This is a genomic window from Aureimonas sp. AU40 (genome assembly GCF_001463785.1).
GTDB lineage: Bacteria > Pseudomonadota > Alphaproteobacteria > Rhizobiales > Rhizobiaceae > Aureimonas.
Window position 1 is genome coordinate 1 of record NZ_BBWL01000020.1, and the last position, 26498, is coordinate 26498.

The 26498-nt window shown below is 67.3% G+C and carries 24 protein-coding genes; 8 read left to right on the top strand and 16 right to left on the bottom strand.

All coding sequences use genetic code 11. The features are described 5' to 3' along the window. The 11 genes from AUL32_RS07125 to AUL32_RS07175 all read right to left on the bottom strand — a co-directional run. Positions 1-719: ABC transporter ATP-binding protein (locus AUL32_RS07125; RefSeq protein ID WP_062113130.1), on the bottom strand; the 719-nt coding region annotated here is incomplete at its 3' end. Positions 720-729: 10 nt separating this feature from the next. After that, positions 730-1563: a carbohydrate ABC transporter permease gene (locus AUL32_RS07130; RefSeq protein ID WP_062113133.1), complete on the bottom strand. Its 834-nt coding sequence runs from the start codon at positions 1561-1563 to the stop codon at positions 730-732. A 5-nt stretch (positions 1564-1568) separates the two neighbouring features. Then, positions 1569-2504 carry a carbohydrate ABC transporter permease gene (locus tag AUL32_RS07135; protein ID WP_062113136.1) on the bottom strand — a complete coding sequence of 312 codons (936 nt, stop codon included), beginning with the start codon at positions 2502-2504 and terminating at the stop codon, positions 1569-1571. Between the two features lie 71 nt (positions 2505-2575). Further along, positions 2576-3847: an ABC transporter substrate-binding protein gene (locus AUL32_RS07140; protein ID WP_062113139.1), complete on the bottom strand. Its 1272-nt coding sequence runs from the start codon at positions 3845-3847 to the stop codon at positions 2576-2578. Positions 3848-3885: 38 nt separating this feature from the next. Further along, on the bottom strand, positions 3886-5055 hold the full coding sequence (locus AUL32_RS07145; protein ID WP_062113142.1) for a PLP-dependent transferase: 1170 nt from the start codon (positions 5053-5055) through the stop codon (positions 3886-3888). After that, positions 5052-5726 carry a FadR/GntR family transcriptional regulator gene (locus AUL32_RS07150; protein WP_156421356.1) on the bottom strand — a complete coding sequence of 225 codons (675 nt, stop codon included), beginning with the start codon at positions 5724-5726 and terminating at the stop codon, positions 5052-5054. Before AUL32_RS07150 ends, AUL32_RS07145 begins: the two co-directional genes overlap by 4 nt. Positions 5727-5945: 219 nt before the next feature. Further along, complete coding sequence (locus AUL32_RS07155) at positions 5946-6959, bottom strand: zinc-binding alcohol dehydrogenase family protein (RefSeq protein ID WP_062113147.1); 1014 nt, start codon at positions 6957-6959, stop codon at positions 5946-5948. Positions 6960-7027: 68 nt separating this feature from the next. Further along, positions 7028-8041: an aldo/keto reductase gene (locus tag AUL32_RS07160; RefSeq protein ID WP_062113149.1), complete on the bottom strand. Its 1014-nt coding sequence runs from the start codon at positions 8039-8041 to the stop codon at positions 7028-7030. Positions 8042-8112: 71 nt separating this feature from the next. Beyond that, complete coding sequence (locus tag AUL32_RS07165; RefSeq protein ID WP_062113152.1) at positions 8113-9060, bottom strand: ABC transporter substrate-binding protein; 948 nt, start codon at positions 9058-9060, stop codon at positions 8113-8115. A 72-nt stretch (positions 9061-9132) separates the two neighbouring features. Further along, positions 9133-10158: an ABC transporter permease gene (locus tag AUL32_RS07170; RefSeq protein ID WP_062113155.1), complete on the bottom strand. Its 1026-nt coding sequence runs from the start codon at positions 10156-10158 to the stop codon at positions 9133-9135. A gap of 7 nt (positions 10159-10165) precedes the next feature. Further along, the gene (locus AUL32_RS07175) at positions 10166-11689 is read right to left on the bottom strand and encodes a sugar ABC transporter ATP-binding protein (protein ID WP_062113184.1); all 1524 of its coding nucleotides are present in this window, start codon (positions 11687-11689) and stop codon (positions 10166-10168) included. A gap of 311 nt (positions 11690-12000) precedes the next feature. On the opposite strand from AUL32_RS07175, the gene AUL32_RS07180 reads away from it, so the two are divergent. Beyond that, a complete protein-coding gene (locus AUL32_RS07180) occupies positions 12001-12693 on the top strand; it encodes a FadR/GntR family transcriptional regulator (protein ID WP_062113157.1) in 693 nt (230 codons plus the stop codon). Between the two features lie 34 nt (positions 12694-12727). On the opposite strand, the gene AUL32_RS07185 is transcribed toward AUL32_RS07180, so the two are convergent. The 3 genes from AUL32_RS07185 to AUL32_RS07195 are packed head-to-tail and all read right to left on the bottom strand — an operon-like array spanning position 12728 to position 15208. After that, positions 12728-13570: a fumarylacetoacetate hydrolase family protein gene (locus AUL32_RS07185; protein WP_062113159.1), complete on the bottom strand. Its 843-nt coding sequence runs from the start codon at positions 13568-13570 to the stop codon at positions 12728-12730. A 37-nt stretch (positions 13571-13607) separates the two neighbouring features. Beyond that, on the bottom strand, positions 13608-14348 hold the full coding sequence (locus AUL32_RS07190) for an SDR family oxidoreductase (RefSeq protein ID WP_062113163.1): 741 nt from the start codon (positions 14346-14348) through the stop codon (positions 13608-13610). A 56-nt stretch (positions 14349-14404) separates the two neighbouring features. Continuing rightward, positions 14405-15208 (bottom strand): IclR family transcriptional regulator, encoded by an 804-nt coding sequence (locus AUL32_RS07195; RefSeq protein WP_062113166.1) that lies wholly within the window; start codon positions 15206-15208, stop codon positions 14405-14407. 106 nt (positions 15209-15314) lie between these two features. Between AUL32_RS07195 and AUL32_RS07200 the strand changes: the two genes are divergently transcribed. From AUL32_RS07200 to AUL32_RS07230, 7 genes are all read left to right on the top strand, one after another. Continuing rightward, the gene (locus tag AUL32_RS07200; RefSeq protein ID WP_062113169.1) at positions 15315-16598 is read left to right on the top strand and encodes an L-fuconate dehydratase; all 1284 of its coding nucleotides are present in this window, start codon (positions 15315-15317) and stop codon (positions 16596-16598) included. Between the two features lie 119 nt (positions 16599-16717). After that, positions 16718-17176, top strand: a complete 459-nt coding sequence (locus tag AUL32_RS07205) for an RbsD/FucU family protein (RefSeq protein ID WP_062113172.1) — start codon at positions 16718-16720, stop codon at positions 17174-17176. A gap of 123 nt (positions 17177-17299) precedes the next feature. Beyond that, complete coding sequence (locus AUL32_RS07210; RefSeq protein WP_062113187.1) at positions 17300-18835, top strand: UxaA family hydrolase; 1536 nt, start codon at positions 17300-17302, stop codon at positions 18833-18835. A gap of 11 nt (positions 18836-18846) precedes the next feature. Continuing rightward, positions 18847-19887 carry a GntR family transcriptional regulator gene (locus AUL32_RS07215; RefSeq protein WP_062113175.1) on the top strand — a complete coding sequence of 347 codons (1041 nt, stop codon included), beginning with the start codon at positions 18847-18849 and terminating at the stop codon, positions 19885-19887. A 91-nt stretch (positions 19888-19978) separates the two neighbouring features. Next, positions 19979-20854 carry a DMT family transporter gene (locus AUL32_RS07220; RefSeq protein ID WP_082659371.1) on the top strand — a complete coding sequence of 292 codons (876 nt, stop codon included), beginning with the start codon at positions 19979-19981 and terminating at the stop codon, positions 20852-20854. Between the two features lie 190 nt (positions 20855-21044). Next, positions 21045-21656, top strand: coding sequence for a YceI family protein (locus AUL32_RS07225; protein ID WP_061977035.1), 612 nt, complete (start codon positions 21045-21047; stop codon positions 21654-21656). Between the two features lie 87 nt (positions 21657-21743). Further along, positions 21744-22985, top strand: a complete 1242-nt coding sequence (locus tag AUL32_RS07230) for a cytochrome b/b6 domain-containing protein (RefSeq protein ID WP_062113178.1) — start codon at positions 21744-21746, stop codon at positions 22983-22985. Between the two features lie 4 nt (positions 22986-22989). Here AUL32_RS07230 and AUL32_RS07235 read toward each other — a convergent pair whose 3' ends face one another. Next, a complete protein-coding gene (locus AUL32_RS07235; protein WP_192847439.1) occupies positions 22990-25317 on the bottom strand; it encodes a DUF3772 domain-containing protein in 2328 nt (775 codons plus the stop codon). A gap of 316 nt (positions 25318-25633) precedes the next feature. Next, positions 25634-26498: methyl-accepting chemotaxis protein (locus AUL32_RS26240; RefSeq protein WP_280137569.1), on the bottom strand; the 865-nt coding region annotated here is incomplete at its 5' end.

A 26498-nucleotide genomic window follows, 5' to 3' on the forward strand; every position in this document is an offset into this window, starting at 1 on the left:
TTCATGGCGGGCGAGCCGATGAAGCCGGCGACGAAACGGTTGGCCGGGCGCTCGTAGAGATCGAGCGGCGAGCCGATCTGCCGGATTTCGCCGCCCTCCATGGCGACGATCCGGTCCGCCAGCGTCATGGCCTCGATCTGGTCGTGCGTGACGTAGATCGAGGTGGCGCCCAGTTCCTGATGCAGCTTCTTGATCTCCGCGCGCATGTGCTCGCGCAGGCGCGCGTCGAGATTGGACAGCGGCTCGTCGAACAGAAAGGCCTGCGGCTGGCGCACGATGGCCCGCCCCATGGCGACGCGCTGGCGCTGCCCGCCCGACAGGGCCTTGGGTCGCCGGTCAATCAGCTTGGTGAGGCCGAGCTTCTCGGCCGCGCCGGACACGGCGGAGAGAATGCGCTCCTTCGGCGTCTTCTTCAGGCGCAGCGCATAGCTCATGTTTCCGCTGACCGACATATGCGGGTAGAGCGCGTAGGACTGGAACACCATGGCGAGGTTCCGGTCCTTGGGCGGCAGCTCGTTGACCCGGTTTCCGGCAATGGCGATCTCGCCGCCCGTTACCTCCTCCAGCCCCGCGATCATGCGCAGCAGGGTCGATTTTCCGCAGCCGGACGGGCCGACCAGCACGATGAACTCGCCGGCGCGGATCGATAGGTCGACCGAGCGCAGGATGGTGAGCGGCCCATAGGCCTTGTGGACGGAGCGGATGTCGATGGCAGCCATGGGAAATCCTTCAGCCTTTGACCGCGCCGGCCGTCAGGCCCTGCACGAGGAAGCGCTGGATGAGGAGGAAGAACAGGACGGCGGGAATGAGCGCGAGCACCCCGGCGGCCATCATCTGCCCGAAATCGACGCCGAACTTCGAGACGAAGGACAGGAGCCCGACGGGGAAGGTCGAGGCGTCCACCTTCGACACCAGCATGAGCGCGAAGAGAAGCTCGCTCCAGGCGGCGGTGAAGACGAAGCCGAGCGTCGCCGCCATGCCGGGCAGGGTGAGGGGCACGATGATCTCGCGAAACGCCTGGAAGCGGCTCGCCCCGTCGATCTGCGCGGCCTCCTCCAAATCCCTCGGAATGCCGTCGAAGAAGCTCTGCATCAGGAAGATGGCGAAGGGCACGTTGAACGTGGTGTAGACGAGGATAAGGCCGGTCAGCGAGTTGGTAAGGCCGAGCGGCGAGAGCATGCGGAAGATCGGCGCGATCAGCATCACCAGCGGAAACATCTGCGTGACGAGCAGAAGGCCGGTGATCCACATCTTGCCGCGAAAGGCGAAGCGCGAGAAGGCGTAGCCGCCGAAGGCCGCGATCACCGTGACGATGGCTGCCGTCGAGAGCGAGACGATCAGGCTGTTGCGGAAGAAGAGCGGGAAGTTGGAGTTCTCCAGGACGAAGCGGAAATGCTCCAGACTCGTGCGCGAGGGCCACATCCGCACGCCTTCGGAATACATGAGGTCGTTCGGCGTCACCGAGACCTTCACCAGCCAGTAGAGCGGAAACAGCGCGAAGAGAACGAAGAGAAGCAGCGCGAAGCGATGCGCCAGCGTGCCGAGAAGGCTGTGATGGCTCATGCGGATCAGCCCTTGCGCAGCAGCATCTGGCGCAGCGACACCAGAGCGAGGGAGTAGAGAAGGAGAAGCCCCAGCAGCACCAGCGAGATCGCCGAGGCATAGCCGAAATCGAGCTTTCGGAAGGCGGTGGTGAAGATGTAGCTCGCCACGATCTGCGTCCGGTCGGCCGGGCCGCCGCCGGTCATCACCACGATGAGGTCGGCGAAATTGGCGACCCAGACCGTGCGCAGAAGAAGCGTGATCGCCATGGTCGGCGCCAGGAAGGGCAGGGTGATCGACCAGAACTGCTGCACCGCATTGGCGCCGTCGATCGAGGCCGCCTCGTAGATGTCGCGCGGGATGGACTGCAGCGCGGCCAGCATGGTGATGGCGAAGAAGGGAATGCCCCACCAGACATTGGCGACGATCGGCCCCCAGATGGCGAGCTGCGGATCGGCCAGGATATTGGTCGGCGCGTCCATCAGCCCGAGCGCAAAAAGCCAATGCGGGATCGGCCCGACCACGGGGTTGAACATCCAGGCCCAGTTTAGGCCGGACAGGAAGGTCGGCACCGCCCAGGGCAGGAAGCAGAGCGCCTGCACGATGCCGCGTCCGCGAAAGGGCCGGTTGAGAAGCAGCGCCAGCGTCAGGCCGAGCAGGAACTGGAGCGCGACGGAAATGCCGGTCCAGTAGAGCGTGTTGTTCAGCGCCAGCCAGAAATTGCGGTCGACCCAGAGCGCGTGAAAATGCTTCAGCCCGACGAAGCCGCCGCTGAAGGGGCTGAGCAGGCGGATGTCGCGAAACGCGTAGGACACGCCGATCACCAGCGGCACCAGCATGACGGCGAGGATCAGGACCAGCGCCGGCGCGCTGTAGAGATAGGGCTCGGCGGCCTGGAGAAAGCGCTGGCCGGGCGTGCGGCGATCCTGAAACGGCACGAGGCCTTCAGTGGTCGTGGTCAAGGCGGGTCATCCCTTCGGGGAGGGCCAGGGGAGCGCGGCGGCGGATGAGCCGCCGCCGCGCGCGAGAGGGGTTACTTCGTCTTGTTGGCGAGGTAGGCCTGCTGGGCGGTGGTGAGATAGTCCGCCCATTCCTTGGCCATGTCCTCGGGCGTGATCTCGCCGAGCAGGGCGCGCTGCGAGGAGGCCGGCACGAGGCTGTCCTTGAAGAAGGCGAACTCCTCGAGATAGCTCGGCAGCGGCGTCGGGACGATGTTGGAATCCTTCAGCTCGTCGAACCAGCCCTTGAACTTGTCGCCGGCATAGAACGGATCGTTCTCGGCCGACTTCAGCGCCGGCAGCGCGCCGGTCTTCTTGTTCCAGGCGACGTTGCCTTCGGTGCCCTGCAGCGTCTCGATCAGCTTCCAGGCGAGATCCTTGTGCTCGGAAGTCTGGAACATCGACCAGCCGGCATAGCCGATCACCGGAAAGGCCTTGCCGGCCTCGCCCTTGGGCAGCGGCACGACGCCGTAGTCTTCCGGCTTCATGCGTTCGGAGATGGCGATCAGCGCGTCCGGGTCCTGGTTCAGCATGGCGCAGGTGCCGGAATAGAAGCCCGCCACCGTCTCGTTGAAGCCCCAGGAGATGGAGTCCTTGGGCGCCAGACCCTTCTTGTAGTAGTCGATGTACCAAGCGAGGCCCTTCACCTTATCGGGGTCTGCGAAGGTCGAGGTACCGTCTTCCTTGAAATAGGTGTTGTTGCCGGCGATGGCGTTCATGAACACCGTCCAGTCGTTCAGGCCGCCGCGCGCGCCGCGCAGGCAGTAGCCGTACTTGCCGGGCAGCTTGGAGACCTTCTCGGACGCCGTCTGGAACTCGGCGATGGTCTTGGGCGGACCCTCGACGCCGGCCTCGGCAAACAGCTTCTTGTTGTAGAACATGGCGCCCATGTAGAAGCCGTAGGGCAGCATGTAGGCGGTCTTTCCGTCCACCTGCCGGCCGAACTCCAGCGCCCGGTCGTTGAGGTCGGCCGCGCCCTGCCACTTGGCGAGATAGGGCTCCAGGCTCTCCAGCGCGCCGTTCTTGGCATATAGCGCGACCCAGGTGTCCGGCATCTCCATGACGTCGGGCGTTTCGCCGGCCGAGACCATGGTGGCGAACTTCTCGAAGGCCTCGCCCCAGGGCAGCGAGGTGATCTCGACCTTGGTGCCGGGATTGGCCTGTTCGAACTTGGCGACGATTTCCTTCAGCGTCTCGGTGCGCGAGGGGCTGGTGATGACTTCGACGAGCTTCAGCGTCGTGTCGGCCATGGCCGTTCCCGACAGAAGGAAGGAGGCGAGGGACGCGGTGAGGATCATGCGTTTCATGTCTGCGATGTCTCCTGTGGGTCGGGTTGGGATCGAGGTCAGGCGGCGAGGCCGGCGGTGATGGCCGCATCGAGATCGGCCTTCAGCGCGTTCGCGCCTTCGAGGCCGACATGAAGGCGGACGGAGCGCGGCGAGATGCCGAAGGCGTGGCCGGAATTCGGCCCCTGGTTCTGCGACAGGACGACCTGCCCCGGCACGCAGAGGCTTTCGTGTCCGCCCCAGGACACGCCGAGCTTGAAAAGCTTCAGGCTGTCGGCGAAGCGCGGCACGTTCACCCCTTCCTTGAAGGTGAAGGAGAAGAGGCCCGACGTGCCTTCCAGGCCCGGCGGCAGCGCGTTGGCGAGCGCGGGGTGCTGGACGGATTCCACGCAATCCTGCGCCTTGAGGTGATGGGCCACAGCGAGCGCGTCCGCTTCGTGCGCCCGCATGCGGATCGGCAGGGTGCGCAGGCCCCGGATCAGCAGCCAGGCGTCGAAGGGGGAGAGCTTGGCGCCGAGATAGGGATAGGTCTGGGCCCGAATCTCGCGGATCAGCGCCTTGGAGCCGGCGACGATGCCGGCCACCACATCCGAATGGCCGCCGAGATATTTCGAGGCCGAATGGATCACGAGGTCGACGCCGAGCGCGATCGGCCGCTGGAAGACCGGCGTCGCCCACGAGTTGTCGATCATGGTGAGGACGCCGTGCGCCTTGGCGAGCTTGGCCAGCGCGCCGACATCGTGGGTCTCCATCACCCAGCTCGTCGGGCTTTCCATGTAGAAGAGCTTGGCGCCGGGCAGGGCTCTGGCCACCGCCTCCTCGTCGCGCCCGTCGACATAGGTCACCTCGATGCGCATGCGCTTCAGGAGGATTTCGAACAGGCGATAGGCGTCGGGATAGATGTGGCGCACCGCGACGATGCGGTCGCCGGGCTCGGCGAAGGCCAGCACCGCCGACGAAATCGCCGCCATGCCGCTGGCAAAGCCCATCGCGTCCTCGGCGCCTTCCATGGCGGCGAGCTTCTCCTCGAACAGGCGAACGGTCGGGTTGAGGCCGCGCGAATAGGTCGGGCGCACGCGCTGGCCGAGATAGGTCTCCTCCATCTCCGCGAAGGAGTTGAAGGTAAAGAGCGAGGTCTGGGCGATCGGCGGCACCACGGCGTCGAAGGCGTGGCGCTCGTCATGAGCCGCGATCAGCGAGAACGGATCGAGTGCGGCGGGATCGGTCATTGCGACATGTCCTTGATGTCCTCCTCGACGATGTCGAGAATGGCGAGGGTCTTTTCCCGCGCGAGGCCGGGGTCGCGCGCGGCGATCGCCTCGAACATCTCGCGATGGAAGGGGAAGGAGCGGCCGGCGAAGTCGGGCCTGTCGAAGGGCTTGAGGAAGAAGCGCTCGAAGGCCTCGCGCATCTGTTCCAGAAGCTGGCTGAACAGCGGGTTGTGCGCGGCCTCATAGACCGAGAGATGGAAGAGAAGGTCTTCCGGCCCGGCCGTGCCGTTCAAACGATGCACCCGCTCCATCTCGATAAGGCGCACCTCCATGCGGCCGAGATCCTCGCCCGTGTGGCGAAGCGCGGCCAGGGCGCTCGCCTCCGCCTCCAGCCCGCGCCGAATGTCGAGCGTCTGGAGCAGCCCTTCACGCAGGCCCGTCGCGGTGATCGAAAGCGGCATGTGGACGGTGGCGGCCGACAGAGGGCGCAGGAGATAGGAGCCGCTGCCCTTTCGCGTTTCGACGACGCCCAGCGCCTGAAGCTGGCGCACCGCCTCACGGATGGTGGAGCGGCCGACCGCCAGCGCCTGCATCATCTCCCGCTCGGCCGGCAGCCGGTCGCCGGCCCGGAGCCCGGCGCGCTCGACATGCCGCCCGAGCGCGTCCAGCGTGTCGCGCAGCCGATCCATCGCGGGAAGAGGAGACACACCGTCCAAAACCGAGCCGTCAAACCATTGGAATTGGTCTGACATCTTACGGGTTGGAAAGGGTTGGTCAATCCTTATTCAGGCTCAAATCTTGTGCAATGCAGCGTGAATTGGCCGATTGGAAAGGCGGAAACGCCGAAAAGCCCCGACACCTCGAACCGGAGTTCGAAGCGCGGGGCCTGTCGGTCGTGGAAGGAGGAATCAGTCGATCCGTACCATGGCCTTGATGACGCCGGCGGCCGGGTCGAGAAGCCCTGCGAAATGCTCTGGCACTTCGGCAAGAGTCAGGCTGTGCGTCAGCAGCGCCTCGCTCGGCACGTCGCCGGCGCGCAGCGCATCCACCACGGTCTCGAAGTCTTCCGGCGTCGCGTTGCGGCTGCCGAGCAGCGTGGTCTCGCGCTTGTGGAATTCCGGGTCGTTGAAGCGGATGTCGCTGGCGACGATGGACACCAGCACATAGGCCCCGCCATGGGCGACAAAGCCGAAGCCCCGCTCCATCGCCTTGGGGCTACCGGTCGCGTCGAAGACGACGTCGAAGAAGTCGCCGCCCGTGATCGCCGACAGGCGCTCGTGATCGCCTTCGCCCGCCTGCACCACCTCGTGGACGCCGAGATGCGCCCCGGCAAAACGCAAACGGTCCTCGCGTGTGTCGAGCATGGTGACCCGCGCGCCGCGCAGCCGGGCGAAGATCGCGACGGCGATGCCGATCGGCCCGGCGCCGACGACGAGCACGTTCTGCCCGTCCATCACCGCGCCGCGACGCACCGCATGGGCACCGATGGCGAGGAACTCCACCATGGCGGCCTGATCGAGCGTGATGCTCTCGGCCTTGCGCACGAAGCGCTCGGGCAGGCTGAGGTATTCGGTCATGCCGCCGTCGCGATGGACGCCCAGCACCTGGATGCGCGAGCAGCAGTTCGTCTTGCCCTGGCGGCAAGCATGGCATTCGCCGCAGGAGAGATAGGGGATGACATAGGCCTGGTCGCCCCGGTGCAGCGCCGAGCCCTCCGGCGCCTCCTCCACCGTGCCGGCCAACTCGTGGCCCATGACGCGGGGATAGGCGAGATAGGGTTGGTTGCCGGAGAAGATGTGCAGGTCCGTGCCGCAGACGCCGATGCGCCGGATGCGGAGAAGAACCTCCCCTTCGCCGCGTGTCGGCTTGGGCTCTTCGCGGGGGCGGAGGGTTCCCGGCGTTTCGCACACGATGGTCAGCATGGGGCAGGCTCGCGAATGGAGGTCGGACGCTCGGGGTGGCGAAGGGCGACCCCGAGCCGGAAGTTATGTCAGGCGGGAAGGCCGGGCAGGGGCGTGCCTTCGGCGACGAGGCCGCGCTGGCGTAGCGCCGCCCAGAACTCGGCCGGAATCTCCGCCTCGAACCACTCCACATTGGAGCGGATCTGCCGGGCGTTGCGCGCGCCGGACACGCAGGACACGACGGCGGGATGCGCCATGCCGAACTGCAGGGCAGCGGCCTGGATGGCGACGCCGAACTCCTGCGCCACCGCGCGCAGCTCGCCGACGCGGCGGATCACGTCTTCCGGCGCGTCGCCATAGTTGAAATTGTTGGTGCCGGCCAGGACGCCCGAGTTGAAGGCGCCGGCCACCACGATGCGCGCGCCGCGATCGACGCACTTCTGGAGAAGCGCGAGGCTTTCCTGTTCCAGGAGCGTGTAGCGCCCGGCGAGCATGGACACGTCGAGGTCGCACTCGTCCAGCGCCTCGCTCACCGCCTCCCACTCGTTGACGCCGAGGCCGAAGCCGCCGATGCGCCCGTCCGAGCGCAGTTCGGTGAGCGCCTTGAAGCCGCCGCCCTTGGTCAGTTGGTTCCAATGGTGCTCGTGGCGCTCGCCATGGGTCACGCGGCCGATGTCGTGGACATAGAGAATGTCGAACCGCACCATGCCCAGCCGCTGCTGGCTGGCGTCGAACGAGCGCAGGATCGCGTCGTAGCTGTAGTCGTAGACCTGATGGAACGGACAGGGATCGACATAGCCCTCCGCCTCCGCGCCCACGGTCTCGTCCGGCACCATGAGCCGGCCGACCTTGGTGCTGATCGCGAAGTCGGAGCGCGCGCGCTCGTCGAGAATGGCGCCGAGCCGACGCTCGGACCGGGTGAAGCCATAGAAGGGCGCCGTGTCGAAATAGCGGATGCCCGCGTCCCAGGCGGCGTCGGCCGTCTCGCGCGCGTCGGAGAAGGGCATCAGCTTCAGAAGGTTGCCCATCTGCGCGCAGCCAAGGCCGAGCCCGGTCAGGCTGACCTTGCCATTGGGCAGTTCGCGGCGGTCCGTCGTCTTCATCACGTCAGGCTCTCGTTGGAAGAGATAGGGAAACCCGCCGGCGGCAGGGCGCCGCCGGCGGGGACGTTGGATCAGTAAAGGACGTTCTTGGCTTCCGGCTTGTCGATATTGTCCTTGGTGACCATCACGACGCCGGTGTCCTGCTGCTTCTCGACCTTCTCCTTCTTGAGGAGCTTGGCGATGGTCTGGGTGCCGAGTTCGCCCATCTGGAACGAGCCCTGCACGGCGATGGCCGAGAGCGTGCCGTCCTTCACGAAGCCCTGAAGGTCCTCGTTGCCGTCGAAGCCGACGGCGACCACCTTGCCGGCCTTGCCGGACTGAGCGAGCGCGCGGCCCATGCCGATGGCGGTGGGCTCGTTGGCGCCGAAGATGCCCTTGAGGTCGGGGTTCGAGGCCAGAACGTCGGTGGTCTGGTTCAGCGCGGTCGCCATCTGCGACTGCGAATAGAACGGGCCGACGATCTGCAGCTTGGAGTGGGCCTTGATGTAGTCGGTGAAGCCGCCGACGCGGCCGATCTCGGAGCCCGCGCCCGCGACATAGGACATGACCGCGATCTTGCCCTCGGTGCCGACCTTGTCGATCAGCGCCTTGGCGGACATCTCGCCGGCCTTCTTGTTGTCGGTGGCGAGGAAGGACTGGTAGTACTGCGCGCCGCTTTCGGCGATCTGGCTGTCGATCAGCACGACGGGAATGCGCGCTTCCCAGGCCTTCTTGATGGCCGGCACGAGCGCGTCCGGGTCGGACGGGGCGAGGATGATGCCGGCGACCTGACGGTTCACCGCGTTCTCGACCATGTTGACCTGATCGGCGATGGCCGATTCCGAGGCCGGGCCGTTGAAGGTCGTGGTCGTGCCTTCCGGCAGATCCTTCTTGGCGGCGTCGACGCCCTTCTGGACGTTCTGCCAGAAGGTCGAGTTCACCGTCTTCACGATGACGGCGACTTCCTTTTCGGCGGCCTGGGCCGAGAAGGCGACGAGGGCGAGGGCCGATCCGGCCAAGGCGGCGACGAGATTGCGCATGACATTTCCTCCCGAGTGGTCTGCTTGACGCCCGCGCCGCCCCCGGATCGCCGGGGGCGGGCGGGAATGGGGTTAGCGGCGGTTGCGGAGCTGGTCGATCCAGACGGTCGCCAGGATCACGAGGCCGATGATGATCTGCTGCGTGAAGGCCGAGACGCCGTTCATGTTCAGCCCGTTGCGCAGGATGCCGATGACGAAGGCGCCGATCATGGTGCCCGAGATCGTGCCGACGCCGCCGATCAGCGACGTGCCGCCGATCACCGCGCTGGCGATGGCGTCGAGTTCGTACATCACGCCCTCGTTCGGCTGGGCGGTGACGAGGCGGGACATGAGAACGCAGCCCGTAAGCCCGGCCAGCATGCCGGACAGGACATAGGTGAAGAGCGTGACGCGGGCGACGTTGACGCCCGACAGGCGCGCCGCTTCCGCATTGGAGCCGACGGAATAGATGTGCCGGCCGAGCACCGTTCGGCGCAGCATGATGGCCACCGCGATGGCGATCACCACCATGAGGATCACGGGATAGGGGATGCCGGGGAAGGTGACGGTGGGAAAGCCGTCGTCGCCGATCTCGACCATACGGAACAGGGCGCCGTTGCCGAGTTCGCCGAAACTGTCGCCGAGGCCCGAGACGGCGCGCGCGCCGGTGATCTGGAGCGCGAGACCACGCGCCACCATCATCATGCCGAGCGTGGCGATGAAGGGCGGCAGCTTGGCGCGCGTGATGGCAAGCCCGTTGACGACGCCGCACATCGTGCCGACGAGGATGCCGAGCAGCATGCCGAGCGGCACGGGCATGCCCCATTCCTTCACAGCCAGCGCGGCGACGACGCCGGCCAGCGCCAGCACCGAGCCGACCGACAGGTCGATGCCGCCGGTGATGATGACGCAGGTCGCGCCGATGCCGAGCAGCGCGATGGAGGTCACCTGAAGCGCGATCGTCATGCCGTTGTTGACGGTCAGGAAGGCGCTGGAGGTGGCCGAGAAGACGACGGCCAGGGCGAAGAGGCTGCCGAGCGCGGCGAACTTCTGGATCAGGTCCTTTTGCCGATCGCTGAGGAGCGGCCCGCGCGGCTTGTCTTGGGGGATCGTGGTCATGGCGTCCTCAATGCGCAAGACTGGGCGCCCGGCGGGCGTGGCCCGAGGCGTAGTGCATGATCTCTTCCTGCGAGGTCTGCTTCGTTTCCAGGATGCCGGTGATGCGGCCCTCGTGGAATACGGCGACGCGATCGGTCAGGCCGAGGATTTCGGGAAGTTCGGACGAGATCAGGATGACGCCGATCCCCTGCGAGGCCAGCTCGTCCATGATCTTGTAGATCTGGAACTTGGCGCCGACGTCGATGCCGCGCGTCGGCTCGTCGAAGAACAGGATGCGCGACTGGCGGAACAGCCACTTGCCGATGATGATCTTCTGCTGGTTGCCGCCCGACAGCAGCCGCGTCACCTGATGCACGGAAGGGGTGCGGATGCTGAGAAGATCGACATAGCGCTGCGCGACCGTCTCTTCCTGCGCAAAGTCGATGAAGCCGTTCTTCGACACACCGCCGAGATGGGCCAGCGTCATGTTGGCGGCCACCGGCATCTTGACCGCGAGCCCGTGGCTCTTGCGGTCCTCCGAGAGATAGGCGAGCCCTTCGCGGATCGCGTCCTGCGGCGACCCGATCGAAACGGGGTGGCCGAACAGCTCCACCGTGCCCGAATCCAGCGGGTCGGCGCCGAAGATGGCGCGCGCCACTTCCGTGCGGCCCGCGCCCATGAGACCGGCAAAGCCCAGGATCTCGCCGCGCCGAAGCGTGAAGCCGATGTCGTGGAACGTGCCGGCCCGCGTCAGCCCTTCGACCCGCATCAGGACGTCCTCGCCCGGCACGGATAGGCGGTCGGGGAACTTCTCCTCCAGCGAGCGGCCGACCATGCGGGCGACGATGTCATCCACCGAGAGGGCGGCGAAATCGTCGGTCGAGACATAGCGCCCGTCGCGCAGGATCGTGACGCGGTCCACGATCTCGGCCATCTCGTCCAGCCGGTGCGAGATGTAGACGATGCCGACGCCCGAGCGCTTGAGATCGCGGATGACGCCGAACAGGACCGCCGTCTCGCTTTCGGTGAGCGAGGAGGTCGGCTCATCCATGATCAGCACTTCGGCGTTCAGCGACAGGGCCTTGGCGATCTCCACCATCTGGCACTGCGCCACCGACAGGCCCCGGACCTGCCGGTCGGGATCGAGCGAAAGGCCCAGGCGTTCCAGGCAGGCGCGCGCGTCGCGGCGCAGCTTGGCGCGGTCCACGAACAGGCCGCCCACGCGCGGCTCGCGGGCGAGATAGATGTTCTCGGCGATCGACAGGTGCGGAACGAGGTTCAGCTCTTGGTGGATGATGGCGATGCCGAGCGCCTCGGACTCGGTGGTGGAGGCGAAATGGCGCTCCTCGCCCTTGTAGACGATGCTGCCCGAGGTCGGCTGGTAGAGGCCGCTGATGATCTTCATCAGCGTCGACTTGCCGGCGCCGTTCTCGCCGCACACGGCATGGACCTCGCCGCGGCGCAGGTCGAAGGACACGCCGCCGAGCGCCTTCACGCCGGGAAATTCCTTGGTGATCTCGTGCAGGCGAAGGATCGTCTCGCCGGCCGGCATGGGGGCGCCGGTTTGCGCGTCACCGGTCGTGGCGGTGCGACCCGCCATGGCGGGGCTGGAACCTGACTGCTGCATCCTGTCCTCCCGCGCCCCGTTGAGAGCGCCGCGCCGCCCGTTCCTCCCGGGCTGGCGTCTCAGGCCTCTCGGCCGATGAAGCTAGGGTTAGGATGCTCCTTGGAATTGGTCAAGCCAGTTTTGATAGTCGAGCACAACTTGTCAGACTTTAAGGAATTCATATCGCGAGAAGGAGCTCATTTCCGCTTCCGACGCGCCGGGATCGTCGCTATGGTCAGGCCAATCAGGAGGGATGCATGTCCGAAGCCATCAAGGGTCTCGACGGTCGCCGGCTCTACCAGCAGGTCGCCGACCAGATTCGCGCCCTGATCCGCGCCGGCCAATTTCCCCCGGGCTCGCGCCTGCCGGCAGAGCGGGAACTGGCGGTGCAGCTCGGCGTCTCGCGGCCTTCGTTGCGCGAGGCGCTGATCGCGCTGGAGATCGACGGCAGCGTCGAAATCCGCATGGGCTCCGGCGTCTATGTCTGCGCGCCGGGCGAGGAGGCGTACGCCCCGACCCGCCCGCTCGGCGAAAGCCCGTCGGAGCTGATGCGCGCGCGGGCCGCGATCGAGAGCACGGTGGCCCAGCTTGCCGCCGCGCGCATGACGCCGGACACGCTCGCCCAGCTGCGGCAGGCGTTGAATGCCATGGGCGCCGAGATCGACGCCGGTCGCAAGCCCCTGGAGCAGGACCGTCTCTTCCATCTCACGATCGCCGCGCAGACCGGCAATGCCGTGCTGACGCGCATCGTGCGCGAGCTGTTCGACGATCGCCACAGCCCGATCTCGGCGCAGATGCGCGTGCGCTTCGAGACGCCGGAAACCTGGCGCGTCGCCTTGGCTGAGCACGAGGCTATCCTGGAGGCGCTCGGCTCGGGCGATCCGATCCTGGCGCAGGCGGCCATGCGGATGCACCTCGAAGCCTCGCGCGAGCGCTGGACGCGGGACTGACGACATTCTCGTCGGCCCCGCCTCCTTCAGGGGCTCAGCCCTGGCGGCAGGTCTGGCGCTGCGTGCCCAGGCCCTCGATGCCGAGTTCGATCACGTCGCCCGCCTTCAGGAAGACGTTGGGCTTCTGGCCGAGGCCGACGCCGGGCGGGGTGCCGGTGGAGATGATGTCGCCCGGCTGCAGGCTCATGAACTGCGACAGGTACGAGACGAGGAAGGCGACGCCGTAAACCATGGTGCGGCTGGAGCCGTCCTGGTAGCGATGGCCGTTCACGTCCAGCCACATGCCGAGATTCTGCGGATCGTCCACTTCGTCCTTGGTCACGAGCCACGGGCCGGTCGGGCCGAACGTGTCGCAGCTCTTGCCCTTGGTCCACTGGCCCTGGCGCTCGGTCTGGAAGGCACGCTCCGACACGTCGTTGATGACGCAATAGCCGGCGACGTGGTCCAGCGCCTCGGCTTCCGAGACATACTTTGCCGTCTTACCGATGACGACGCCGAGCTCAACTTCCCAGTCGGTCTTCTCGGATCCGCGCGGGATTTCGATGTCGTCGTTCGGCCCGACGATGGCCGAGGTCGCCTTCATGAAGATGATCGGCTCGGAGGGCACGCTGGCGCCGGTCTCGGCGGCGTGGTCGGAATAGTTGAGGCCGATGCAGATGAACTTGCCCGTGCCGGCGACGCAGGCGCCGAGGCGCGGATCACCTTCCACCAGCGGCAGTGAGGCGATGTCGAGCTTGGCGATCTCGGCAAGGCCGTCCGGCGTCAGCCAGCGGCCCGACAGGTCGCTTACATGGGCCGAAAGGTCGCGGATGCGGCCGTCGGCGTCCAGAAGGCCGGGCTTTTCCGCGCCGGGTGCGCCGTGGCGAAGCAGTTTCATGGCAGTCTCCCTTTTCTCGAAATTGTGCGGCGCGCGGTCAGATGTTGGACCAGCCGCCGTCCACCACGAGCGCCTGACCCGTCATGAAGCCGGACTCGTCGGACGCCAGGAATACGGCGAGCTTGGCCATTTCCTCGGGCGTGCCGAGGCGGCCCATGGGCTGGCGCGAGATGAAGGCGGCACGCGCCGTCTCGTAGTCGCCGAGCGCGCGCATCCGGTCGCCCAGCGAGGGGCTTTCCACCGTGCCGGGGCAGATGCAGTTGCAGCGGATGCCCTTGGTCACGAAGTCGGCCGCGACCGACTTGGTGAGGCCGACCACGGCCGCCTTGGTGGTGCCGTAGATGAAACGGTTGGGCGCGGCGATGACGCTGGAGGCGACCGAGGCCATGTTGACGATCGAGGCGCCGCCCTTGTCGATCATGCCGGGCAGGAAGCCCTTGATGAGCCGGTACATGGAGCGCACGTTGAGCGCGACGGAGAAGTCGAAGTCCTTCTCCTCGCATTCGAGGATCGTGCCGGCGTGGACATAGCCCGCGCAGTTGAACAGGATGTCGGGCGCGGCGCGGCCGGCGCAGAAGGCCTTCACCACCTCGGCGTCGGTCACGTCGAGGACCTGCGTCTCGATCCCATCAGCCTTCAGGTCTTCCAGCGCCGCCGCGTTGATGTCGGTCGCCAGAACGCTCGCGCCCTCGGCCACGAATTCCAGCGCCGCCGCGCGGCCCATTCCCTGCGCTGCGGCTGTCACCACAGCCGTCTTGCCTGCGAGCCGTCCGGCCATCAGCTGGTCTCCTCCCGTTGAGTGTTTCAAGGGTACATCATGGATGCGCGGGTAAATCAATCCCGCTGCAGCGCCAAACCCTGGCCGATACGGGCAGCGGCCTGGGCGAGTTCGGCGAGCAGCGCGTCTGGCTCCCACGGGTTCAGCCGAATGCGCAGGTAGGGGCAGGTGAGGGCCGCGATGGCGCCGCCCTCGTGTGCCTCGGTGACGGGAACCGACAGGTCCACCACCGCCTCCGACAGGCCGCTCTGGCGCGCGACATGGCCGGCCGCGCGAATGGCGGCCAGTTCCGGCTCCAGCGCATCGAGGTCGAAGGCCGGCTCCTCGCGGTGGATGTCGAGCAGCGTGCGATGGCGGCGGCGCGCGCTCATGAAGGCGAGGAGGCAGCGCCCGGAGCCCGTCAGCGTCAGCGGCTGGCGATAGCCGATGCGCACGGTGAAGCCGATGTGGCTGGTGCTTTCCACCCGCGCGATCACCACCATCTGGGTTTCGCTGGGCACGGCGAGATGGCAGGCATAGCCCGTCGCGTCCGAGAAGGCGTTCATGAAGGGCAGGGCGGTTTCCACCAGCGAGCGGTTCACCGGACGGCTGAGCCCGAGGCGGAACAGGCGGTCGGTCACGCGGAACCGATCCTCGCTTTCCGTGCGCTCGATATAGAGGCGATCCTGCAACACGCTCACCATGCGAAAGATCTCGCCCTTGGTGCGGCCCACCCCGTCGCCGATCTGCTGCAGGGTCAGCGCCTCGCGCGAGGCGGACAGAAGCTCCAGAATATCCAGCCCTTTTTCCAGCGCCGGCGCGGTGTAGCGCCGCTCGCGGTCGCCGCCGTCCGAGCCCTCGCCGCCGTCCTCCCTCGCCATTCGCTCGCTCCCTGTCGCTTGACGATCCGTTTCACTCATGATTACCCATTTCATATCAGAAACAAAGAGCGCGTCTATTGGTCGGGCGCCCGCTCGGGGAGGAACCATGGTTCAGGACTGGACGATCCAATCGCATCGCTCCTACGACATCCGCTTTCCCACGTCCTTGCAGAAGGACGGGTCGGACGCGATGAACCCGGACCCCGACTATTCCGCGGCCTATGTCGCCTTCGAGACCGATGGCGGGCCGCAGGGCCATGGGCTGACCTTTACGATCGGCCGGGGCAACGATCTTTGCCGCGCGGCGATCGACCTGCTCGCGCCCAAGCTGCACGGGCTGAAGCTCTCCGAGATCACCGCCGACATGGGCGAGTTCTGGCGCTTCGTGACGGGCGACTCGCAGCTGCGCTGGGTCGGGCCAGACAAGGGCGTCATGCATCTGGCCACCGGCGCGGTGGTCAACGCGGTGTGGGACCTCTGGGCCAAGGCTGCGGGCAAGCCGGTCTGGCAGCTCGTCTCCGAGATGGAGCCCGAGGAGATCGTCCGCCTCGTCGATTTCCGCTACCTGTCCAACGCGCTGACCAAGGGCGAGGCTCTGGACATCCTGAAGCGCGCCAAGGAAGGGCAGGCCGCCCGGCTGGAGAAGCTGACGAGCCAGGGCTATCCCAGCTACACGACCTCGGCCGGCTGGCTCGGCTATGACGACGACAAGATCCGCCGCCTCTGCCGCGAGGGCATCAATGAGGGTTGGTCGCATTTCAAGCTCAAGGTCGGGCGCGATCTGGAGGACGACATCCGCCGCTGCCGCATCCTGCGCGAGGAGATCGGACCGGACCGGATGCTGATGATCGACGCCAACCAGATCTGGGAGGTCGGCGAGGCGATCGACTGGGTGAAGGAACTCGCCCAGTTCGACCCCTGGTTCATCGAGGAGCCGACCTCGCCCGACGACATTCTCGGCCATGCCGCGATCCGTCGCGGCGTCGCCCCGGTCAAGGTCGCGACCGGCGAGATGTGCCAGAACCGCATCCTGTTCAAGCAGTTCCTCCAGGCCGAGGCGATCGACGTGGTGCAGATCGACGCCGCGCGAGTCGGCGGCCTCAACGAGAACCTGGCCATCATGCTGATGGCGGCGAAGTTCGAGAAGCCGGTCTGCCCGCATGCCGGCGGCGTCGGCCTCTGCGAATATGTCCAGCATCTGTCGATGATCGACTATCTCTCCATCTCGGGAAGCTGGGACGGGCGCGTCGCCGAATATGTCGACCACCTGCATGAGCATTTCTTCGAGCCCTGCGACGTTCGGGGCGGGCGCTACTTCCCGCCGCGCGCGCCCGGCTTCTCCATCGAGATGAAGCCCGCGTCCATCGAAGCCCATCTTCACCGCGCCTGACGCCTCATGTCCGGCGGATTCGCATTCACCGGACAGGCGCCAAGTGTTTGACTCTGCCCCATGATCCCAGGCAAGGCGCGTCGGCCTTGCCTGGAAAGGCTAAAAACGGGAGACCCGCCATGCTGAAATCCCTCGACCCGCTTCTGACCCCCGATCTTCTCTGGGTTCTCGCCGCCATGGGCCATGGCGACGACATCGCCATCGTGGACGGCAACTTCCCGGCCGAGTCTGTGGCCGCCGAAACCACGTCCGGCAAGCTGGTGAACCTGTCCGCCGTGCCGATCGAGCGCGCCGCCCGCGCCATTCTCAGCCTCATGCCGCTGGACGCGTTCGTGGACGATCCCGTGCGCTGCATGGAAGTCGTGGGCAAGCCGGACGAAGTGCCCGAGCCGCGCGCGACGGTGCGGGCCGAGATCGAGGCGGCCGGCGAGAAGACGCTGATCCGGCCCATCGAGCGTTATGCCTTCTACGAGGCGGCCAAGAAGAGCTTCGCCGTGGTGCAGGTGGCAGATCCCCGCTTCTACGGCTGCTTCCTCCTGCGCAAGGGCGTCATCGCCGGCGAGCGTCCCGCCTATTGAGAACCATTCCAGGCGCTTGACGGAACCCCGTCCGGCATGAAATGACTATTGCATGCAATAGACATTTATCGGATGGCGGCGGGATCGTTCGGGTCCCGCCCCTTCCGGCGCCTGGGAGGCTTCATGTCCGTCATCGCCGAGGTTTCGCCCGTCATCGTCCTGAACGGCGAGGACAATGTCGCCGTCGCCCGCCGCCCCGTGCAGGCGGGCGAGCCGATCGGCGGCGGCGTGCGGGCGGCGGCCGAGATCGGCAGCGGCCACAAGGTGGCGCTGCGCGCCATCGCGCAGGGTGCTCCGGTCCTGAAATACGGGCAGGTGATCGGCACCGCTTCGCAGCCCATCGCGCCGGGCGAGCATGTCCACCTGCACAATCTCGCCATGCAGGACAGCCACGCCGACCACCACTACGCCTCCGACGCGCGCGAGACGCCGCTTCTGCCGGAGGCCGAGCGCCGCACCTTCCTGGGCTACACAAGGGCGGACGGGCAGGTCGGCACGCGCAACTATATCGGCATCGTGTCCTCGGTGAACTGCTCGGCCACGGTGTCGCGCGCCATCGCCGACCATTTCAACAACAGGGGCGGGCTCGACGGCTTTCCCAATGTCGACGGCGTGGTGGCGCTGACGCACGGCCAGGGCTGCGCGCTGTCCACCAAGACCGAGGGCTACGAGGTGCTGACGCGCACGCTCTCGGGCTATGCCCGGCACCCCAATTTCGGCGCGATCCTGATGATCGGGCTGGGCTGCGAGACCAACCAGATCTCGCTCATCACCGACAAGTACGGCCTCGCCGAAGGCCCGCTCCTGCGCACGATGACGATCCAGCAGCTCGGCGGCACGCGGCGCACGGTGGAGGAAGCCACCGCCATCATCCGCGAAATGCTGCCCACCGTGAACGCCGCCGAGCGCACGGAGCAGCCTTTGTCAGGGCTGAAGCTCGCGCTCGAATGCGGCGGGTCGGACGGCTATAGCGGCATTTCCGCCAACCCGGCGCTGGGCTACGCCTCGGACCTTCTCGTGCGCCATGGCGGCACGACCTGCCTTGCCGAGACGCCCGAGATCTACGGCGCCGAGCATCTCCTCACCCGCCGCGCCGTGACGCCGGCCGTCGCCGAAAAGCTGATGGAGCGCATCGAATGGTGGCGCGGCTACACCGCGCGCCACGGGGCGGAGCTGAACAACAATCCCTCGCACGGCAACAAGGCGGGCGGTCTCACCACGATCCTGGAAAAATCGCTTGGCGCGGTGGCCAAGGGCGGCAGCATGCCGCTCGAAGCGGTCTACGAATATGCCGAGCCGATCGACCGCTCGGGCTTCGTCTTCATGGACACGCCGGGCTACGACCCCGTGGCCGTGACGGGCCAGATCGCCGGCGGCTGCAACATGCTGGTCTTCACCACCGGGCGCGGTTCGGTGTCGGGCTGGAAGCCGGTGCCGACCATCAAGGTGGCGACCAACACCGAGATGTTCGAGCGCATGACCGAGGACATGGACATCAACTGCGGCGGCATCGTCACCGGCGAGGAGTCGATCGAGGAGTCCGGCCAGCGCATGTTCGAGACGATCCTGGCGGTCGCCTCGGGCCAGCGCACGCTCAGCGAGATCTACGACTACGGCGACAACGAGTTCGTGCCCTGGCAGATCGGCGCGATCACCTGACGGACCCGCCGGTGGACGGCGGCTCCGGCCCGGCGACTGGCCCCCTGCTTGGCCCCTCGTCTGGCCCCCAGCTCGGCGCGCGGCGCCCGGCCTATCGGCGCATCGTCGAGGCGCTGCGCCGGCAGCTCGTCTCCGGCGACCTGCCGGAAGGCGCGGTGCTTCTGGAAGGCCCGCTCGCCGCGCTGTTCGGCTCCAGCCGCCAGCCGGTGCGCCAGGCCCTGGCCGAACTCGAGGCGGAAGGACTGGTGCGCCGCTTCGAGGGGCGCGGCGTGCTGGCGGGCCGCGCGGGCGGGCCGTGCCGCATCGAGCTGACGGGCGACCAGGTCGGCGCCCATGCGCTCGAGCCCAAGGCAGACGACGACCTTTATTACCGCGTCGAGCGCGAGCTTCTGGAACGCGCCCTGTTCGGGCGCTTTCGGGTCAGCGAACTGGCGCTGGCCCGCCATCACGCCATCGGCCGCCCTTCGGCGCGCGAGCTTCTTCTGCGCGCCCGCGCCGCCGGCCTTGCCGAGAAGCGCGACGCCCATTGGTGGACCGTGCCGCTGGACGAGCGGCGGCTGGCCGATCTCTACGACCTGCGCTTCCTTCTGGAGCCCGCCGCCCTGCGCCTCGCCGCACCGGCGCTGCCGGCCCCCGTGCTCGGCGCCGCGCGCGATCGGCTGAGCCGAGCCGAGCGGCGCTTTCCGCGCCTGTCGACGCGCGAGCTCGACACGCTGGAGGAGGATGTCCACGTCACGCTCCTGCGCTTCTGTCCCAATGGCGAATTCGTCGAGGCCTTGGCGCGCGCGCGCGCCTCCTTCGTCTGCGGCAAGCATCTCCAGCACATGATCTGCGGGCCGGACACGGTGGACCCGTTCCTCAGCGAGCACGCCGCTATTCTGGAAGCGCTCGGCCGGGGCGAGGGAGACGTGGCGGCCAAGGCGCTGGCCGGGCACCTGCGGGCCTCGCGCGACAAGGGCTGCGAGCGCCTCGGCCGCCACCGCGCGGGCGCCCGCCCGCCGCCGCTCCCCTATATCGCGGAGGAGCGCAGCGGCGCGGAGGCTTCGCCGTGACGCCGGCTCCCTGACGACCCACGACCCACCCTGCTTTGCCGCTTCGTCTGGAACGGAAGGCCCAACCTCCAGACACCGGGACCCAAGACCCTTGCACAAAGACAATCCGCTCCTCGTCGGCATTCTCCTGACGGTCGGCGCCGGCATCATGTTCTCGGGCATGGACGCGCTCGGCAAACATCTGACGATGCTGCTTCCGGTGATCCAGGTCATCTGGGGTCGCTACTTCGTGCAGACCGTGATCCTCACCGTCTACCTTTCGGCCCGCACGGGCACCGGCTTCCTGCGCACGCGCCATCCGTTCCTTCAGATCCTGCGCGGGCTCATCCTGCTCGCGACGACATTCCTCATGTACGAGGCGCTGAAGCGCGTTCCGCTGGCGGACGCGACGGCGGTCCTGTTCTTCTCGCCCATCATGGTGACGATCCTGTCCGTCGTCGTTCTGCGCGAGCGGATCGGACCGCATCGGATCGCCGCCGTTCTCGCCGGCTTCCTCGGCATGATGCTGATCCTCTCGCCGGGCTTCGGCACCTTCCACCCCGCGCTCGTCCTGGTGCTCGTCGCCGCGGTGCTGAACGCCGTCTATCTCCTGCTCACCCGGCATCTGGCGGGGCGCGAGGACGCGGCCGCCACGCAGTTCAACACGACCGCGGCCGGCGCGGTGATCCTGACGCTCATCGTCGGCCCGAGCTGGCAGACGCCCGATCTCGGCACCGGACTGCTGCTGGTCGCGATCGGCTCGCTCGGCACGATCGGCCATTTCGTGCTGGTGCGCGCCTTCGCCCATGCGCCGGCCTCGCTGCTCTCGCCCTTCCTGTATTCGCAGGTCATGGGCGCGAGCCTCCTCAGCGTCGCCCTGTTCGGCGATCCGCTGCGCCCGGCCATGATGGCGGGAACGGTGATCCTGGTGGGAAGCGGCGTCTATATCTGGTGGCGCGAGAATCGGCAGCGGCTCGCCGCGCTCTGACGCTGCATCGCGGCGGGAAAATCGCCGGAACGGAGCCACCGATCACGGCGCCATCACGACGCTTTGTTGTCGGTGCGCCGCAAAAATCCGGTCTTCCGCGTAGACAGTGTGTCGCGTCGGAAGGGATTTCGCGGTTGCGAAAGGACCCGTAGGTTCGCCCCACTTCCGATCCCGGAACAAGGACCTTTCGATGTCGCTTCTGAAATCCGCTCTCACCCTCGGCGTCCTGCTGGCTGGCCTCGGCACCGCGTCGGCGCAGACCGTCGGCGTTCCCGCCGGTACCTATGTCGCGGACCGCACGCACACCAACGTGCTCTGGACGGTGAGCCATTTCGGCACCTCGAACTACATCGGCCGCTTCGGCGACATCAACGCCACGCTGACCCTCGATCCGGCCGATCCCGCCAAGTCGAAGCTGACGGCGACGATCGATCCGAAGTCGGTCGACACGAACTACCCCTCCGACGACAAGGATTTCGACGCCGAGATCGCCGGCGAGATGTTCTTCGACGCCGCCAAGTTCGACACGATCAAGTTCGTCTCCACCAAGATCGAGACCACCGGCACCGACACCGGCAAGGTGACGGGCGACCTGACCTTCCATGGCGTGACCAAGCCGGTGACGCTCGACGTCAAGATGAACGCCGCGCTGAACCCGCATCCGATGACGCAGAAGCCCGTGGTCGGCTTCTCCGCCACCGGCACGATCAAGCGCTCCGAGTTCGGCGTCTCGGCGCTGGTCGGCCCGGTCAGCGACGACGTGAAGCTCACGATCGAGACCGAGTTCGTTCCGCAGTCCTGATCTCGGCACGCTTCCACACTTGAACCAACCGAGGCCCGGCATCGATTGCCGGGCCTTCTTTCTCTCCCATGCTGAAGGGCGAAGACCATGCGGACCGGATCTGCCGAGGTGAGGGGCTACAATGCCGGGGCCATGCTCCTGCACTGGGCGATCGCGCTCGCCATTCTCTTCCAGCTTGCCGGCGGCTTCGTGATGATGCGGCTGGACGTCCTGCCGGACGCCGGACGCTTCGCCTTCTTCCAATGGCACAAGACGGTCGGCCTCCTCGTCCTCACGCTGACGCTGGCGCGCATCGCGTGGCGGCTGCTGAACCCGCCGCCGGCCCACGCGCCGATGAGCCGGGTGGAGGCGGGCGCGGCCCATCTCGTCCACGGCCTGTTCTACGCTTTAATGCTTCTGGTGCCGCTGTCGGGCTGGTTCGTGGTCTCGGCTTCGCCGACCGCGATCCCGACGCTGCTCTTCCTGTCGGAGCATCTGCCCTGGCCGAACCTGCCGATCCCCGCCGCCTGGCGCAGCGAAGGCGGCGAAAGCGTCGCCGCGACGCTTCACATGGTGCTGGCCTATTCGACCCTGGCCCTCCTGGTCCTGCATGTCGCGGGCGCACTGAAACATTCGGTTCTCGACCGGCAGGCCTCGTTTCGGCGCATGATGCCGGTCGGCCATCTGCCGCGTCAGTCCACCGCGCTTCTGGCGATCCCGCTGGCAGTGGGTCTCGCAACCCTCTTTCTCGGCGGCGGTCTCGCCGCCGGGCAGGGGGAGAGCGCCAAGGCTCCCGCGCTCGCCGCTCGCGAGGCGCCGGCTGCGCAGCCCGCCGAGGCCGGCGGCTGGGTGGTGGACAAGGCCGCCTCCCGCTTCACCTACGAGGCGAGCTTTTCCGGGAAGCCGATGACGGGCGACATCGCCGACTGGACGGCCGCGATCCGCTTCGACCCCGCCGATCTCGCACGGGCTTCCGCCCGCATCGAGATCGACGCCGCGTCGATCACGGTCGGCGACCCGTTCGTGCGCTCCAGCGCGCCGGGCCCGGACGGGCTCGACATCGCCGCCCATCCCAGCCTCGCGGTCGCGCTGGACCGTTTCGAAAAGAGCGAAACCGGCTTTCGCGCGCAGGGCACGGTCACCATCAAGGGCCAGACCGCGCCGATCGAGGTGCCCTTCACCTTCGAGCCTCAGGCCGACGGCAGCGCGCATGTCGCGGGCTCGGCCGTGATCGACCGGCTCGCCTTCGGGCTCGGCACCAAGAACGACCCGGCCGCACAGTGGCTGGGGCGGGAGATCACGGTGCGCTTCGACCTGCGCGCCGCGCCGGCGCCCGCGCTGGGCACGTGAGCGCTCAGACCGTCGGGGCCAGCCGCACGTCCTGCGTCTGGAAGCGCTCCAGGAGCGTGAAGAACAGCGCGCTTCGCGTCGAATAGGCCTGCCGGGGCGAGGCGACGAAGGCGAGGCAGTTGAAGTTGACCCGGCCCTCGGTGATCCCGTCGATGAAGACGCTGGGCTTGGGATCGTCCAGCACGGCCTGATGCTCGTCGAAAATCTCCAGGACGGTCTTTCGCACGAGGAGAAGATCGGCCGAGGGCGCGACCGAGAAATTGATCTGCACCCGCCCCACCGGGTCGGCCAGCGTCATGTTGCGGATCGGCTTGGTGATGAATTCCGAGTTCGGCACGATCAGGGTCGAGCGGTCGGGCAGCTGGATTTCCGTGGAGCGCACGCTGATGCGCCGCACATCCCCTTCGTCCGTGCCGATGCGCACGCTGTCGCCGAGCTTCACCGGGCGCTCGGCGAGGAGGATGAGGCCCGAGACGAAGTTCTGCGTGATAGCCTGTAGGCCGAAGCCGATGCCGACCGACAGGGCGCTGACGACGAGCGCGATGCGCTCCAGCCCGATGCCGAGCGAGGTCAGCGCCCAGAAGCCGGCGAGGATGATGCCGGCATAGGACACGATCATCGAAACGGAGTTGCGCGCGCCCGCGTCGAGTTCGGTGGTCGGCAGATAGGTCTCGTTCAGCCAGCGGCGCACGAGGCGCATGGCGGCGATGCCGAGCGCCAGCGCGATCAGGGCGCGCAGAACCGCGCCCGGCTCCAGCGTGAAGCCGCCGACGGTGATCAGCAACGGATCGCCGAGCTGCGAGAAGATCGCGTCCGTGCCAGGGCCGAAGGGCGCGAAGATCATGGCGAGCGCGAGCAGCACCGTGCCGATGCGCAGAAGCGCCGACATGGCGACGCCGAGCTGGCCGACCGTCGAGGGCTTCAGCCCCAGCGCTTCGTGCGCGGCCCGTCCCGTCCAGGCCTCGGGCGAGAGAAGCGTGGTGCAGAGATCGTCCACCACCACGAGCAGGAGATAGGCCGAGGCGCAGACCACGGTGATCCAGACCGTCTGCCGGCCGATGAAGAGGGACAGGTTCACATAGCCTTGCAACGCGGCGATGGCGCTGACGATCAGTGCCAGCCAGCACAGAAGCGTCGTCAGCGTCACCACGCTGCGCAAGGTTGTCGGCGTCTGGTTCTCCTCGCGCTGCTCGCGGCGCAGGCGGTGCAGCGTCAGGAGCACCGAAAGAACCAGCAGCATGTAGGCGGTAGCGATCGCCAAGTTGGCGGCGACGGTCGAGGAGGGGCTGGCGCCGACGATCCGGTTGAAGGCCACCACGGTGATGCCGATCGTCACCAGGATCGCCGCGAATGTGGGATAGGGGCGCAGGCGCGCCGCCGCATCGTTGCCGAGCGGCAGAAGGCGCCAAGACGGTTGGTCCACCAATAGCAGACCGCCGCCGAGCGAGACGATGAAGGCGCCGAACGAGGCGGCGCCCACAAGCGCGGTGACGAGGGCGTCCGCCTCGTCGGTCAGCATCCCGGCCCAGCGCAGCCCCTGGCAGAACAGGAGGAAGCTGAGGCTGGCGGTCAGCGTGCCGACGAGGATGAACCAGAGCGACAGGCCCGAACGGCGAAAGCGCGTCCCCGGCGCCTGCGAGATGGCGAAGCGCCGCCCGAGCGCGCGAAGCCGCCGGCGCACGGGAAAGAGCAGGACGAGGCTGGCACCGAGCGTCGCGACCAGAACAAGCGGGCTCGCTCCTTCCACGCCGTGCTTCAGCCCCTCCCACGTGTCGCTGCCGAAGCCCGTTGCGCGCAAGACGTCGAAGCGCATGCTGAGCGCCAGCGAGTTCCAGAAACGGCCGGTGAGGGGAGAGGAGACGCGCTCGAAGGTCGAGCGGTTGAACTCTTCGGCCAGCATCCGGTTGATCGTCTCCACCGTGTCGCGCGCGTTGGTGGCCAGAAGGCGGGCGCGCTTGATCGCGGAGTCAAGATCGGTGCGCTCCTTGTTCAGCGCCTCGCGCTGCGTCTTGATGTCGGGCGCTTCGGTCTCGCTGGCTTCGCCGAGATCGCCGATGCGCTTGTCCATCGCCTCTAGCATGGGAGCGAGCGCCGTCACCGTCTGCTCGGCCGAGCCCTGGATGGCAAGCACGCGCTCGCGCAAGGCTGCGCGGTCCTCGCTCTTCTGGGCCTGGCCCATTCCCGCCTTGGCGGCGTCGTAGTCCGCGCTCTTGCTGTCGAGATCGGCAATGATCTGGGCGCTCGTGGCCCCGGCCGCGATCGGGGTCTGCGCCATCGCCGCCGGCGCGAGGAGCAGGCAGAGAAGCGGAAGGATCAGACAAAAACGACGCAAGAAACCCATCACCACCGCAGACGGGCCGAAGCCCGTGCCCTCTCGCCAAGTCCCCGGAGCCTTCCCGGCGAAGTCGAATTCACCGAAAGGCTCGAGAGTTCTGATTTTGCCGCAATCTTCGAGGGCAGGGCGTGCCCGCCTTGCTCTCGGAGATGCTCCAACCCGGAGCGTCGAACACAGCACTGTGGCGCCGAAAAGGTCCGCTCGCGCCTGCCGCCCGAAATTCGCCTTGGCATCCTTCCGGCAAAAGCGAAAGGCCCGCGCGGATTGCACGGGCCTTTCGAATGTCGGAACGGGGAAGAAATTCGGTTTCGGCTTAGCGGCTCATGCGCTCGAAACTGTCGTCGCCGCCGAGATCCAGCGAGAACCCGCCCTTTGCCGCAGCGGTCGCCGGGCGTGCCAGCGCGCTGGCCGCCTGGGCCTGAAGGCTATGGACAGGATTCTCGCCCGCGCCTTCGAACAAGCCTTCCTCCTTGCCCGCCGCCATGGCCACCGGCGCCTTGGCGCTGTTGCGTGCGGCCGGCTTCGGCGCGCCGGGAGGGCCGCCGGCCTTGACCGGAGAAAGTTTGGCAGCGGAGAGTTTGGGCGCTGCAGTGCGGGGAGACGGCGTCACAGCGGTCTCGAAACCCGTCTCGGCCTTGGCAGCGCGCGTCTTCTGCCGCTCCGCCTGCCGATTGGTCGCCTCGATCTCCACCGCTTCGTCCTGCAGCAGGCGCTCGCGCTCGGCGTCGGTCATGCGGAAGTAGCCCGCCCGCTCCTCCAGCCGGCCCGCCTCGGTGGACAGCTGGTCGGCGGTGGCCGCCATCTCGTTGGCCGCCCCGGCGTTCGACTGCGTCACCTGATCCAGCTGCCCGATCGCCTGGTTGATCTGCTCGATGCCGATCGACTGCTCCCGGCACGCCGCCGAAATCTCAGACACCAGCTCCGCCGTCTTGCGGATGTCCGGAACCAAGCGCTCCAACCGCGCCCCCGCATCTTCCGCCACGACCAGCGTGCGCGAGGACAAGTCGCCGATCTCGGCCGCCGCCGCCTGAGAGCGTTCGGCGAGCTTGCGCACTTCCGAGGCGACCACCGCAAACCCCTTGCCGTGCTGGCCGGCGCGGGCGGCTTCGATCGCCGCGTTCAGGGCCAAGAGGTCGGTCTGCCGGGCGATCTCCTGCACCACGGCGATCTTCTCGGCA